The following is a 12,698-nucleotide window of genomic DNA, read 5'->3' on the forward strand; positions in this document are numbered from 1 at the left end:
GGCGGCATGTCGGGAGCAGAGCAGATATGACCCAAGGAACGCCGGAAATCCGCGCATCGGCGCAGTTGCTTGCCCGCTATCGCGAGCCTGACAATACGCGGGGTGTCCTCGAACTGGCGATCACGGCGATCCCGTTCGTCGTCATCTGGGCTCTGATCTGGGTCGCTCTTGACCAGGGCTATTGGTTTGCCCTCCTGCTCGAGGTGCCCGCGGCGGGTTTGCTGGTCCGCCTCTTCATGATCCAACACGATTGCGGACACGGCTCGTTCTTCCGCGGCCGCGTTGCCAACGATTGGGTCGGCCGTGCCATCGGCGTGATGACACTGACGCCATACGGCTACTGGCGGCATAACCATGCGGGCCATCACGCGAATTCCGGCAATCTCGACCACAGGGGCTTGGGCGACATCGATACGTTGACCACGCGCGAATTTCTCGGGCGGTCGCGATGGCGCCGGACGCTGTATCGCTTGTATCGACATCCCCTCGTGATGTTTGGCGCCGGTCCCTCGTATTTGTTCATCTTGAAGCACCGATTGCCGGTCGGGATGATGCGTCGCGGCTGGAAACCCTGGCTGAGCACGATGGGCACGAACATCGCCCTCGCGGTTCTCGCCGTCACGATGATCTGGCTGGTCGGCTATGGGCCGTTGCTGCTTGTGCATCTGCCGATCGTTGTCCTGGCGGCGTCGATCGGTGTGTGGCTGTTCTACGTCCAGCACCAGTTCGAGCACACGCATTGGGCCCACGACGAGACCTGGAACTTTCACGACGCCGCGCTGCACGGCAGCTCTCACTACCAATTGCCGGGTGTCTTGCGATGGTTCACGGCAAATATCGGCGTCCACCACATCCATCATTTGTCCAGTCGAATTCCCTGCTATCGCTTGCAGGACGTATTGCGCGACCATCCGCAGTTCGCTGGTGTCGGGCGGATCACGCTGCTCCAGAGTTTGCGGACCGTGCGGCTGACCTTGTGGGACGAGGAACGGCAGCGGCTCGTCTCCTTTGGAGAGGCAGCCTTGTTTGGCAAGGCAGCCTTGTTTGAAAAGGCAGCCTTGACTCCAGTGGCTTAGCTTTACGCCGCCCCGCGCGGCCGCCGACCGGCGTGAATTCGCGCGATCGGAACGCGATGGGCGTCTAGCGGCCGTTCAACGTGGCTTCGCCGTCCGACGCCGGGCGCTGGCAGCCGTGTCACCGATCCCCGGTCATTCTGTCGCAGCGATAGACCGCCAGCTTCGGCCGCGCGGCGCCCTTCCGCCTGCGTTAACCGTCGTATATGAGATTTATCGCCGGAACGTGCCGAATGTCGCCACAGACGGAACGTAAGGCGGCGGCGATTTCTTAATTCAAAGATCGCAATCTGATCAATGACCGGCGGACTGGCATTTCGACCGAGGATGGCATGAGAAACCTGATGACAACGGCGCAATCCACCGTGGCGATGCGGCGTTGGGGGCCCCCCGGAATTGTGACCCTGGCGGCAATGCTCGCCTTTGCGGCCGTGGCTCCGGCCAATGCGGCCAAGCAGGCGCGTCAGCCGGCCGAGGCGGTGGCACCGCGCGAGGCTGGCGAACCGATCATGGCGATCGTGTCGATCAAGAGCCAGCAGGTCACCTTCTACGACGCCGAGGGCTGGATTTTTCGCGCGCCGGTGTCCACCGGCACGACGGGACGCGAGACGCCGGCCGGCGTCTTCGCCATCATCGAGAAGGACAAGGACCACCACTCGACCATGTATGACGACGCCTGGATGCCGAACATGCAGCGCATCACCTGGAACGGCATCGCGCTGCATGGCGGGCCGCTGCCCGGCTACGCCGCTTCGCATGGCTGCGTGCGGATGCCGTTCGGCTTTGCGGAGGGCCTGTTCGACAAGACCAACATCGGGATGCGGGTGATCATCTCGCCGAACGACGCGGCTCCGATCGACATCGTTCATCCCGCACTGTTCATGCCGAAGCGGGACGCCATTGCGGCGGCGCCGGGCCAAATTGGCAGGCTCTCCGGCGAGGCCGAGGAGGCCACAAGGGCGGCCGACGAGGCCAAGAAGGCCGCCACGGCGGCCGCGAAAGAGGCGGCATCGCTGCCGGCCTCGTTGCGCAAGCTGGAACAGCAGAAGACCCGCGCCGACGCCGAGCTCGCCTTCGCCGACAGGCAGCTCGCGGCCGCCAAGACCGATCAGGCCCGCGCCAAGGCCGAGGAGCTGAAGCAGAAGGCCGCCACCAAGGCCGCCGACGCGGCGACGCAGCTCGATGCCGCCAAGAGCGCCGCACAACCGAAGCGCGACGCGGTGGCTGCCACGAAAGAGGCCGCCAAGGCGGCAGCGGCCAGGAAGGCCGATGCCGTGAAGGCCGCGACCGACGCAAAGCTCGCACTCGAGCCGGTCTCGGTCTACATCAGCCGCGCGACGCAGAAGCTCTACGTGCGGCGGAACACGCACAAGCCGGCACCGGACGGCGGCGGCGAGGTGTTCGACACCAGCATCGAGGTTCCCGTCGCGATCCGCAATCCGGATCAGCCGCTCGGCACGCATATCTTCACCGCGATGGCGAAGACCGACACAGGCCTGCGCTGGAGCGTGGTCACGATCGAAGACAGCGACAACGCCAGGAACGCACTCGACCGCATCACCATCCCACAGGAGGTGCTCGATCGCATCGCGCCGACCGCGTTGCCGCGCTCCTCGATCATCATCTCGGACGAGCCGCTGAGCAGCGAGACCAACTACCGCACCGAGTTCGTCGCAGTGCTGAGCAACCAGCCCCAGGGCGGTTTCATCACGCGCAAGCCGACCGCGCCTCCGATGGCCATGGCGAGCGATGACGGCTGGGACAATGGCGGCAACGGTTTCGGCTTCTTCTTCCAGCGCGATCCGAATCCGCAGCCCGTCAATCCGCGCCGGCGTGGCCAGTATCAATATTATCAGCCGGCACAGCCGATGCAGCGGGGCTTCTGGTAGGAGCGGGCGGATCGAAGCTCGCCACTATCGCCGCGCCTCGATCACGATAGCCTGGATCTTGCCCTCGATCGGTCCGGACCCATGGCGCGTTCGGATCGTCTCGGCAACGATGTCGGTCGCAGCCTGAAGCTTGCTGGCATCGCGCGCCTCGATCTCGCTGCGCAGCGGCGTGCCCTGGCAGAGCGCGATCGCGACGTGCTCGGGCGACGGGGCCCGGCTTATTTCAGCTCGCGTTTCGATCGATATGTCACGGAAGCCTGCGCGTTCGAGGTCGGTTCTGATGACGGCCTTGTCGTGATAGCCGTGCGGCGTCCGGGCCATGAAACGAGGCGGGTCGTCGGGAAACAGCTTTTCGAGCGCGACGGTCGCTTCATGCGTCAGCACATTGTCCTCGATGCGATCCCAGACGTTGAACACGAACGTGCCATTGCCGTTGAGGACGCGCTTCACTTCCCCGTAGGCCTTCACGCGGTCCGGAAAGAACATGGCGCCGAACTGGCAGCAGACCACGTCGAAGGCTGCATCGTCGAAGGGCAGGGCCGAGCCGTCGGCCTGGCGCCACGAGATTCGATCGTCGTCTGCCTGACGCTGCGCCGCGACGGCGAGCATCGGCTCGTTGAGGTCGGTCGCGACATAACGAACGCCGCGCGGCAGCGCCGCCGCCACCGCGCGCGTCACGGCGCCGGTGCCTGCCGCGATCTCGAGCAGCACGGAGGGAGACCGGGCCGCGACACGTCTTGCGATGTCGTCGGCGTAAACGGCGAAGATCATCGGCACCAGATATTCGTCGTAAAGCTTCGGGATCGAGCCGGCGAAAACCTTGTCGGTGTTGGACATGCTTGCCTCGCTGAAGTTCGGAGACGAGGCTCACGTTACCATGGATTGCCGGCTACCGCGCCAGCAGCGCGGTGAACCCGGCCGATGCCTGCATCGCCTTGCTGGCCGCCGGCGTCATCGGCTTGCGCCGACCTCGCGGATCGGCCGCGTGCCGTCCCAGTTGGCCGCCGCCTGCCGGACCTTCTCGAAGAACGGCCCCTTGGTGCCGCTGATGTCGGAGATCTCGATCACGGTGCCTGGATGGGCCTGGGTGTCGAAATAGGCAAAGCGTCCTCTGTCGCCGCCGATCTGGCCCTCGTGGCCGATCCTGTAGCCGAGCCCGAGCGCCCTGTCGTAGAGCGCCTGGTAGTCGTGGCTCCAGTAGGACATGTGCTGGAGGCCTTCGTGGCCGGACTCGAGGAATTCCCTATATAGCGAGGGCGCGTCGTTGCGCTGCTGGATCAGCTCGATCTGGAGGTCGCCGGAATTGGCCAGCGCGATGCTCATCTCGACGGCGGAGTTTTCGCCGCGATGGCAAAACCAGTCGGTCTTGACGCGGTCCATGTAGTACCAGGGACCGACGCCCATCACCTCGATCCAGTGCTTCATCGCGGAGTGGATGTCCCGCACCACATAACCGTTCTGGCGTACCGCGCCGAAGATGCGGCTCATGCCCGCGCTCCTCTTGTCAGCTTGATCACTTCAGTTCAATGCCCGCGTCCTTGGCAACCTGCTTCCAGGCCGCGATGTCGCGGGCGTTGATGTCACGCTGCTCGTCGCCCGGCACGAATTGCGGCGTGATGCCAAGCCCCAGCAGCTTCTCCTTCACCTCGGCATCGGCGAGCGCGTCCTTCAGCGCCGCGGACAGCTTTCTTGCGATCGGTTCGGCAAGCCCCGCAGGCGCATACATCGCCCAGGACAGGCTGCGGTCGAACGGCACGCCTTGTTCCTTGTAGCTTGCGACATCCGGCAGGCTCGGCGAGCGTTCGCCGCAGGCGGCCAGCGCCTTGATCGAGCCGTCCTTCACCAGCGGCGTCGCGGTCGCCATGTCGAGCGTCGCCAGCGAGATGTGGCCGCCGAGCAGATCGCCGGCCAGTTTGGCGATGCCGTTGAACGGCACGTGGTCCATCTTGATTCCGGTCTGCTGCATCAGGATTTCCGCGCAGAACTGTCCGGTCGAGCCGACGCCCCAGCTTCCGTACTGGATCGGCTCGCCCTTCCTGGCCAGCGCGATCAGGCCCTTGATGTCGTTGGCGGCAAAATCCTTGGTCGCCACCAGCATGATCGAGGACGTGCCGATGCGCCCGATCGTGGTGAAATCCTTGATCGAATCGTAAGGCAGTTTCGGATAGATCGCCGGCGCCAGCACATGCGTGGTCATGCCGCCTACGGTGATGGTGTAGCCGTCATTCGCCGACGCCGCGACCATCTGGGTGCCGAGCGTGCCGGCAGCCCCGGTGTGGTTCTCGATATAGACGCTCTGTCCGAGCGTCTTGCCCATCCTGTCGCCGAGCAGTCGTCCGATCACGTCGCCGCCGCCGCCGGCCGCATAAGGCAGCAGCATCCTGATCTTGTGCGTGGGATAGGCGGCCGGATCCTCGGCCCGCGCAGGCAGCATTGCCGAGAACGTTATGACCAATGACAAAGTTGCGGCGCGCAGCAGACGAAAATGGACGAAGCGCGCCATGACCTGATCTCCCAGATTGCTCTCCGCTTCTTTTGAGAGCGGAGTTGAAGCGCAAGACCGAACGAGCGACCGTGCCGGCGGTTGACTAGCGAACGATCGTTCGTTAGTCAAGCCCGCATGGCTGTCCACACCACCAGCGCGGCGGAAGCGGCTGCGCCCACGACCCGCGCGCGCATTCTCGCCGAGGCGCTCGATCTGTTCGCGCAGAGCGGCTATGGCGGCGCCTCGATGCGCGAGCTCGCGCGTCGCGTCGGCATTCGCGAGAGCAGCCTCTACAATCACTTCGCCGGCAAGGCCGCGATCCTCGAGGCGATCGTCAGCGAGCACGGCCCGGCCAGCTCGGCGAGCCGGCTGGAAGAGCCGCGCTACAAGCAGCTCGCGCGCCAGCCCGCCGCGTTCTGCCGCCAGTTTGCACTGGATCTCGTCGAGCAATGGTCCGATCCGCGCGAGCACCAGTTCCAGAAAGTGATCACCGCCGAGCGCAACCGCGTGCCCGGCATCCGCGCCAAATTCGCCGATCATTTCTATGCGCGCGAGCAGAGCATGATGACGGATTATTTCCGCGGCTTTGCGCTCGCCGGTCTCGTCTCGACGCCGGACCCACGCGAGACCGCGCGGCTGTTCGCGGCCGGGCTGATCTACATCCGTCTCGAGCATTACGTGATGGGCGCGGCACCGTCGCCGCGGCCGAAGGTGATCGAGGCGATCGACTGCTATCTCGCCTTCTTCCTGTCGCTGATCGCGGCGGATGGCGGGACACAGGACAAAAAGAAACGAAAAGCCAAGGGAGAGACTCGTGGCAAGGCTGCCCCTGATTGATCCGGAGACGACGAGCGGCGACATCCGCGCCTCGTTCGACCGCATGCCGGTCAAGCTGAATATTTTCCGCATGATGGCCCATGCCGAGGCCAACATGATCCCGGCGATGCGGCTCGGCAATTCGATCCTGCACAAGCAGAAGCTCAGTGCGGTCCATCGCGAGCTCCTGATCCTTCAGGCCGCCCAGCTCGAAGGCGGTGCCTATGAATGGCGCCAGCACGTGCCGATCGCGCTCGGAATCGGCTGCACGCAAGCACAGATCGATGCGGTCGAGCGGGCCGACTACGATGCCGCCGGCCTGAGCGAGGCCGAGCGCGCGCTGCTGAAATTCGGCCGCGAAGTGGTCGAGCACGTTCGCGTTCCCGAGCTGATCTTCGCCGCCATGCGCGCGCATTTCAGCGACCAGGAGATCGTCGAATCCATCGTCGCGCTCGGCTTCTACATGATGATGGCGCGTGTCACCGAGGCGACCGAGACCGATCTCGACCCGGCAGCCGGCATGAAGGTCTACGACAGCGGCAAGAGATAGGCGGCGCGCATGCGTGAGAATTCCGAGACCAGGCCGGAGCGCTATGTTCTCCCGCCGAGCGCGGAATCGCTGGGCGAAGCGCCGGGCAGGGGACGCCTTGAGAGGCGTCGCATCCTGATCGTCGGCGGTGGCCAGCGTGTGTTCGACGCCGCCACCGATCCGATCGGCAACGGCCGCGCCATGAGCATTCTTTGCGCGCGCGAGGGCGCGAAGGTCGCAGTCGCCGATCTCAACCACACCTCCGCGCAGCAGACCGTCAAGCACATCACCGACGAAGGCGGCGAGGGCTTTGCCATCACGGCCGATGTCACCTCTGAATCCGACGTCCAGCGCATGATCGAGGAAGCACATCGCGCCATGGGCGGGCTCGACGGCATGGTCCTCAACATCGGCACCTTCGGCAAGGTCGGCCTCGACGCCGTCAGCCCCGAGGAGTGGAATGCGATCTACGACGTCAACGTTCGCGGTCCGATGCTGTGCTGCCGCGCGGGCCTGCCGAAATTCGGCAACGGCGGATCGATCGTCTTCATCTCCTCCATCGCCGCTCTGAAGGCCGGCTCGCAGATGGCGGTGTATGATTCCTCGAAAGCCGCCCTCGGCGGCCTCATGCGCAACATCGCCCATCTCGGATCGCGCCGCGGCATCCGCGCCAACCTCGTCTATCCCGGTCTCGTCGACACGCCGAACGGTCGCGAGGCCGGCGCCGGCCGCCCCTCGCGCGGCAAGGGTCACGTCCCGTTCGGCCGCCAGGCCACCGCCTGGGAAATCGCCTATGCCGTGCTGTTCTTCCTCTCGGACGAGAGCGTCTACGTCACCGCGCAAACGCTCGCGGTCGATAGCGGCCTGAGCGGGATGTGACGTCGATCCGTAACAGGCTGCGGCTCGACGCGACAGTTTCGCAGGGCCTGCTCATCTGATAAGCCTCAAAGGCATGAAAACCACATTGCTGAAATCCGAAGACTACGCCCGCTCGCCCTGGAAGAACGGCGGCGGCATCTTCACCGATATTGCGGATGCCCATCGCGCTGAATCCGTGAAGGATTGGGACAGCCTGCTCTGGCGCTTCGCGACCACGCCGATTGTGGCGCCGGGGCCATTCTCCCATATGCCCGGCATCGACCGCCTGCAGATGGTGGTCGGCGGACGCGGGCTGGTGCTGAAGTCGCCCACCGAGGAATTCGACGAGCGCGAGCCGTTCACGACGGTGCGCTTCACCGGCGAGCTCGAGATCGTGACCCGGCTCGGGGAAGGGCGAGTCGAGGTGGTGAATTTGATGGGCCGGCGCGGTGCGGTCGCGCTTGAGCTCGAAGCGCTTAAGGAGCCCGGTGAGCGGCGATTGTCCGCCGGCACGCATCTAATTTATGCGGCGCGCGGCGACTGCACTATCCGTCTCGAAGGCACGGATTTTTCGATTTCGCACGAAAACACCTTGAAAGTCGAACTGACGGGGGCATCGACGCTTGCGCTCGTCTCGGGGCTGGCCGTGCTGGGCTCTATCCAGATCGTCGGCTGAACGGCGTTCCAGCCCACCAGAGCGATGCGCACAATCCGTGCAACTGGCTAGGTTGACGCCGTCGCGCCGGAGCACGATATCTGCCCTGATGCAGCCGCCGCCCAAAAGCCAAAGCACGATATGGGCGGCCACGATATGAACGGGCAGATATGACCGCGCCAGAGAACAAATCCGCCACGCTGTCCGACGGCGTCGTCGACTGGTTGATCAACGGCACGCGCGACCAGCGCTTTATCGACAATATCTTTGCCGAGATGTGCATCCGGCTTCAGCAGGCCGGCATTCCGCTGGCGCGCTCAACCCTTCACGTGCTGATCCAGCACCCGCAATGGCTGGGCGCCCGCTTCATGTGGGCCGACGGCATGCGCGAGGCAGAGATTGCACGGGTCGACCATGACGTCCGCGAGCGGTCTGAATATATCGGCAGTCCCGCCAACGAAATGTTCGACGGCGCGACCGAGTTGCGCGAAAATCTCGAGCAGGACCCAGCGCTCGGCCGCAAGCACGCGCTCTACCGCGAGATGCGCGCGCAGGGCCTCACCGACTATGTGGCTTGGCCGCTCTATCATACGCTCGGCAAGCGCCATCTCGTCACCTTCGCGACCAACCGGCCCGGCGGCTTCGACGACACCCATGTCGCTGCCCTCAAGAACTTGTTGCCTGTGCTGGCGCTGGTCAGCGAGATCCGCGTTAAGAATCGATTGGCGCGAACGCTGCTCGAGACCTATGTCGGCTCCCATGCCGGCGAGCTCATCCTGGCCGGCGCCACGCGGCGCGGTACCGGTACGACGGTGCGCGCCGCGATCATGATCTGCGATCTGCGCGACTTCACCAAGATTTCCGACAATTGGCCGCGCGACGACGTCATCGATCTGCTCAACGATTATTTCGACGCGATGTCGGAGCCGATCGCGCGGCATGGCGGCGAGATCCTGAAATTCATCGGTGACGGCCTGCTCGCCATCTTTCCGCTGAGCGAGCCCAAGGCCTGCGCAAACCTGCTGCATGCCGTGACCGAAGCCAGGCAGGCCATGATCGCGTTGAACGCGCGCAACGACGGCACCGGCCGAGCGCCGCTGAACTACGGCATCGGCGTCCATGTCGGCGACGTCATGTACGGCAATATCGGATCGTCCACCCGGCTCGACTTCACCGTGATCGGTCCCGCCGTCAACATGGCCTCACGCCTCGAAGCCTTGACCAAGCAATTGGGAAAGAAAGTGTTGCTGTCACGCGACTTTGCCGAGCTGGTCGAGCGAGAGTTCGAGCTGGAGCATGTCGGAAAATATGAGGTGCGCGGCTTCAGCGATCCGATCGAGCTTTTTGCGTTTTGAAGATGACGGAGGCCCCCGGCTAAGCAGCGGGCGATCATCGAGTCCTGTTGCCAACGCAGGATTGTGTGACTACGCTCGGTGCGAAGCGCAACCAAGCGTTTCGTCCAAGCGTGTCATCGATCGGCCGCAGTACATGCCAAAATTCCTCCGCATCGGAATCCATCAGTCGAACGTATCGGGTTACACGTCGAAGGCGTGGTGTGTCCGGCGCGTTGGCACGGCGATCCTCCTGAAATGGGGCGCCGTGGAAGTCCACGGCGCGGGTGACGGACGAAAGGTCTACTGGACGCGTCTGCCGCAGCAGAAGACAATTCGCTGCGGCAGCGCGCAGCGTGCCCAGGATTACGCCAAGGCCGCGATCGCGCGGCGCCGCAATCATCGCTATGAACCGCTGACCGGCGCGATCGTGCTCCGGCGCCGACCGGCCGCAGGCAACACCGAGCTCAAGCGGGCGCTTGCCACGATCCTGATCGTCGATATCGTCGGCTCCACCGCAAAAGCCGCAAAGCTCGGCGATGTCCGCTGGACCAAGATCATGGGCCATTATTACGCGGCGGTCCGCAAGGAGCTGAAGAGCTCGCGCGGCAAGGAAGTCACGACGACGGGCGACGGCGTGCTGGCGACGTTCAAGACGCCGGCCGCCGGAATCAATTGCGCGACCGCGATCCAGAAGGCCGTGCGTACGCTCGGCCTCGAGATCAGGGTCGGCCTGCATGCCGGCGAATACACCGTGAGCGGCACTGAGGCGGTCGGCCTCGCCTTCCACATCGGCACCCGCGTCGCCGCAAAGGCGAGCGCCGGCGAGGTGCTGGTGTCGAGCGCGGTGAAGGAGCTGATGGCGTCGCAGTCGGCGATCAACCTGAAAGATCACGGCATTCACCGGCTCAAGGGCGTGCCGGAAAAATGGAGACTCTATAGAGTGGAGGGGTGAGAGTGGGTGAAGCTCTCACCGTCCTTCGTAAACGGGTGGACGCTTCTGTGCCTCGGCATCCCGCCCTTCCTGGAAGTCCCTGGTCGTGAGCAGCGCACGATATTGGTCGCCAAGTTGGGCAAGCGCGGCCTCGGGGTCTTCGAGCGCAAGGTGCGAGGACGCAATCGAGGTCTTGATGCCGAGGGGAGCGCATGCGGCGATCTTCTCGGCGATCTCGACGGCCTTCGCGCGAGCGGCGTCGCGGTTTGTTGCCACCTCCTGAACCGTTCCCATCCGGAGCGCTTCGTTCGCATCCCAATGATCGCCCGTCAGAATGAACCGCATGGCATTTCCCCAGCCGGCTTCTCGTGGGAAGCGAACGGTTGAGCCGCCGCCGGGAAAGCGGCCGTGCGTGTTCTCGTCCTGGCCGAAATCCGTGTCTTCCGATGCTATGCGGATGTCCGCAACGAGGAAGATTTCGTGCGCCATATTCCAGGTATCGCCATGCACCGCGACAATCAGCGGCTTGGTGAGCGCTGGTTTGGTCCGCCCGAGAGGGTCGATGAAGCCGGGTCCCTCCATCATCGTCTTTCCCGATTGAACAAATGCCTTGTAGGCGTCGACATCGACGCCTCTGGAGAAGCGTTCGCCGTAGCCGAACAGAACCGCTGCACGCAGCGAGGGATCTCGATCGTACTGGTAGTAGGCTCTCGCCAGGCTCTCTGTCGCCTCCGGGTCCAGCCGATTGTCGATGCCAGGCCGGTTGATGCCGATCAGCACGATGTGGCCTTTGCGCTCGATGGTGATCTTCGTCCGCTCACCGTACGGAATGTCCGCCATCGGCGCGGACTCGTCAGATTGTGACATCATGGATTCTGTCTTCCCGTGCTGATGAGAGCGCTGCAGCAATGATGTGGTATCATGCAGAAGATTGCATCAGGCCCGACATGGGCGATCGTGCGTATCGGAAAACGCATCTGCGTTTTCGAAACGACGATGAACGAGGGTGTGGGCTCAAGAGCGTGCCGGAGCGGTGGCGGGGTGGGGACTGAGGCGATTGCGCGCGGGGCGGATCCACGCCCTCATCTCATCTGGACGACGATTTTCCCCCTGGCTCGTCCCTTTTCGAGATAGGCCAGCGCGTCTTTCGCCTGTTCGAACGGAAAGACCTTGTCGATCACCGGCCGGATACGCTCCGCCTTGAGAAGCTCGCCGATCTCGGCGAGTTGCCTGCCGTCCGGGTGCACGAACACGAACGAATACTCCGCGCCGATCTTGCCGGCGCGGCGAATGATCTTGCGGCTCAGCCATCCGAACAGGAACACCATGACGACGTTCATCCCGCGGTCGCGCGCGAACGCGGCGTCCGGCGGCCCGACCAGCGAGGCAATCCTGCTCCCCCGCTTCAGGATCCGAAGCGATGTCTCGACCGCATCGCCCCTGAGCGTGCCCAGCACCGCGTCGTAGTCCCGCAGCACTTCCTCGAATTGCTGGGTCTTGTAGTCGATCACCTCGTCAGCCCCGAGGCTGCGCACCAGATCGATATTTCCAGTGCTGGTCGTCGTCCCCACTTTGGCGCCGAAATATTTCGCGAGCTGGATCGCGAACGTGCCGATCCCGCCGGCGCCGGCGGGGATGAAGACTTTCTGGCCGGGTTTGAGACGTATGCGCTCCCTAAGAGCTTGCCACGATGTCAGGCCGACCATCGGGATCGAGGCCGCGTGCACGAAGTCCAGGTTCGGCGGCTTGAGCGCGGCGGCATCCTCCGGCACGGTCGCGAATTCGGCGAGAGCGCCTGTGCCGAGATCAAAGATGCTGGCGAAGACGGCGTCGCCCGGCTTGAAGCGGGTCACGCGGCTTCCGACCTCGACGACGACGCCCGCCAGGTCGCTGCCCAGCGTGGCCGGCAGTTCAAACTTCAGGATCGGCTTGAACGTTCCCTTCGGAATCATGTTGTCGATCGGGTTCAACCCCGCGGCATGAACCTGGACCAGGATTTCGTTCGGCTTCGGCGTCGGCCGCGGGATATCGGCCAACGCGATCTGGTCCGGCTTGCCGTAGCGCTTGAACACGAGGGCTCTCATTTTTTCTCTCGGTCCGAAGGTTCTTCGCACTGGCAAGATTGCGG

General features: G+C 64.2%; 13 protein-coding genes. 8 read left to right on the plus strand and 5 right to left on the minus strand.

Features of this window, described 5'->3' with window-relative positions:
• Positions 1–26 precede the first annotated feature (26 nt).
• Complete coding sequence (locus ACFQX9_RS17760) at positions 27–1,076, plus strand: fatty acid desaturase (RefSeq protein WP_018455677.1); 1,050 nt, start codon at positions 27–29, stop codon at positions 1,074–1,076.
• Between the two features lie 329 nt (positions 1,077–1,405).
• A complete protein-coding gene (locus ACFQX9_RS17765; protein WP_026233000.1) occupies positions 1,406–2,962 on the plus strand; it encodes a L,D-transpeptidase in 1,557 nt (518 codons plus the stop codon).
• A gap of 24 nt (positions 2,963–2,986) precedes the next feature.
• On the opposite strand, the gene ACFQX9_RS17770 is transcribed toward ACFQX9_RS17765, so the two are convergent.
• From ACFQX9_RS17770 to ACFQX9_RS17780, 3 genes are all read right to left on the minus strand, one after another.
• Positions 2,987–3,799 (minus strand): class I SAM-dependent methyltransferase, encoded by an 813-nt coding sequence (locus ACFQX9_RS17770; protein WP_204513720.1) that lies wholly within the window; start codon positions 3,797–3,799, stop codon positions 2,987–2,989.
• Between the two features lie 114 nt (positions 3,800–3,913).
• Complete coding sequence (locus tag ACFQX9_RS17775; RefSeq protein WP_085350337.1) at positions 3,914–4,450, minus strand: VOC family protein; 537 nt, start codon at positions 4,448–4,450, stop codon at positions 3,914–3,916.
• A 25-nt stretch (positions 4,451–4,475) separates the two neighbouring features.
• Positions 4,476–5,465, minus strand: coding sequence for a tripartite tricarboxylate transporter substrate binding protein (locus ACFQX9_RS17780; protein WP_085384393.1), 990 nt, complete (start codon positions 5,463–5,465; stop codon positions 4,476–4,478).
• Positions 5,466–5,582: 117 nt separating this feature from the next.
• Here ACFQX9_RS17780 and ACFQX9_RS17785 point away from each other — a divergent pair, with 117 nt between their 5' ends.
• The 6 genes from ACFQX9_RS17785 (at position 5,583) to ACFQX9_RS17810 (ending at position 10,591) form a co-directional block, all read left to right on the plus strand.
• A complete protein-coding gene (locus ACFQX9_RS17785; protein WP_085350338.1) occupies positions 5,583–6,284 on the plus strand; it encodes a TetR/AcrR family transcriptional regulator in 702 nt (233 codons plus the stop codon).
• On the plus strand, positions 6,262–6,813 hold the full coding sequence (locus tag ACFQX9_RS17790; protein ID WP_085384392.1) for a carboxymuconolactone decarboxylase family protein: 552 nt from the start codon (positions 6,262–6,264) through the stop codon (positions 6,811–6,813). Before ACFQX9_RS17785 ends, ACFQX9_RS17790 begins: the two co-directional genes overlap by 23 nt.
• Before the next feature lie 9 nt (positions 6,814–6,822).
• Positions 6,823–7,671, plus strand: a complete 849-nt coding sequence (locus ACFQX9_RS17795; RefSeq protein WP_085350339.1) for an SDR family NAD(P)-dependent oxidoreductase — start codon at positions 6,823–6,825, stop codon at positions 7,669–7,671.
• Between the two features lie 73 nt (positions 7,672–7,744).
• Positions 7,745–8,326 carry a HutD family protein gene (locus ACFQX9_RS17800; protein ID WP_085350340.1) on the plus strand — a complete coding sequence of 194 codons (582 nt, stop codon included), beginning with the start codon at positions 7,745–7,747 and terminating at the stop codon, positions 8,324–8,326.
• Positions 8,327–8,475: 149 nt separating this feature from the next.
• Positions 8,476–9,660, plus strand: a complete 1,185-nt coding sequence (locus tag ACFQX9_RS17805) for an adenylate/guanylate cyclase domain-containing protein (RefSeq protein ID WP_085350341.1) — start codon at positions 8,476–8,478, stop codon at positions 9,658–9,660.
• A gap of 133 nt (positions 9,661–9,793) precedes the next feature.
• A complete protein-coding gene (locus ACFQX9_RS17810; RefSeq protein WP_085350342.1) occupies positions 9,794–10,591 on the plus strand; it encodes an adenylate/guanylate cyclase domain-containing protein in 798 nt (265 codons plus the stop codon).
• A 15-nt stretch (positions 10,592–10,606) separates the two neighbouring features.
• On the opposite strand, the gene ACFQX9_RS17815 is transcribed toward ACFQX9_RS17810, so the two are convergent.
• Positions 10,607–11,440 carry an enoyl-CoA hydratase-related protein gene (locus ACFQX9_RS17815; protein WP_244561357.1) on the minus strand — a complete coding sequence of 278 codons (834 nt, stop codon included), beginning with the start codon at positions 11,438–11,440 and terminating at the stop codon, positions 10,607–10,609.
• Positions 11,441–11,652: 212 nt separating this feature from the next.
• Positions 11,653–12,654 (minus strand): NADP-dependent oxidoreductase, encoded by a 1,002-nt coding sequence (locus tag ACFQX9_RS17820; protein WP_018455665.1) that lies wholly within the window; start codon positions 12,652–12,654, stop codon positions 11,653–11,655.
• Between the last annotated feature and the right edge of the window lie 44 nt (positions 12,655–12,698).

This window comes from Bradyrhizobium sp. GCM10028915 (assembly GCF_042666195.1).
GTDB classification, from domain to species: domain Bacteria; phylum Pseudomonadota; class Alphaproteobacteria; order Rhizobiales; family Xanthobacteraceae; genus Bradyrhizobium; species Bradyrhizobium canariense_D.

Coding starts and splice junctions, on each gene's coding strand:
- ACFQX9_RS17785 (WP_085350338.1), top strand. CDS start 5,583: ATGGCTGTCCACACCACCAGCGCGGCGGAAGCGGCTGCGCCCACGACC.
- ACFQX9_RS17775 (WP_085350337.1), bottom strand. CDS start 4,450: ATGAGCCGCATCTTCGGCGCGGTACGCCAGAACGGTTATGTGGTGCGG.
- ACFQX9_RS17805 (WP_085350341.1), top strand. CDS start 8,476: ATGACCGCGCCAGAGAACAAATCCGCCACGCTGTCCGACGGCGTCGTC.
- ACFQX9_RS17820 (WP_018455665.1), bottom strand. CDS start 12,654: ATGAGAGCCCTCGTGTTCAAGCGCTACGGCAAGCCGGACCAGATCGCG.
- ACFQX9_RS17815 (WP_244561357.1), bottom strand. CDS start 11,440: ATGATGTCACAATCTGACGAGTCCGCGCCGATGGCGGACATTCCGTAC.
- ACFQX9_RS17770 (WP_204513720.1), bottom strand. CDS start 3,799: ATGTCCAACACCGACAAGGTTTTCGCCGGCTCGATCCCGAAGCTTTAC.
- ACFQX9_RS17800 (WP_085350340.1), top strand. CDS start 7,745: ATGAAAACCACATTGCTGAAATCCGAAGACTACGCCCGCTCGCCCTGG.
- ACFQX9_RS17810 (WP_085350342.1), top strand. CDS start 9,794: ATGCCAAAATTCCTCCGCATCGGAATCCATCAGTCGAACGTATCGGGT.
- ACFQX9_RS17795 (WP_085350339.1), top strand. CDS start 6,823: ATGCGTGAGAATTCCGAGACCAGGCCGGAGCGCTATGTTCTCCCGCCG.
- ACFQX9_RS17760 (WP_018455677.1), top strand. CDS start 27: ATGACCCAAGGAACGCCGGAAATCCGCGCATCGGCGCAGTTGCTTGCC.
- ACFQX9_RS17765 (WP_026233000.1), top strand. CDS start 1,406: ATGAGAAACCTGATGACAACGGCGCAATCCACCGTGGCGATGCGGCGT.
- ACFQX9_RS17780 (WP_085384393.1), bottom strand. CDS start 5,465: ATGGCGCGCTTCGTCCATTTTCGTCTGCTGCGCGCCGCAACTTTGTCA.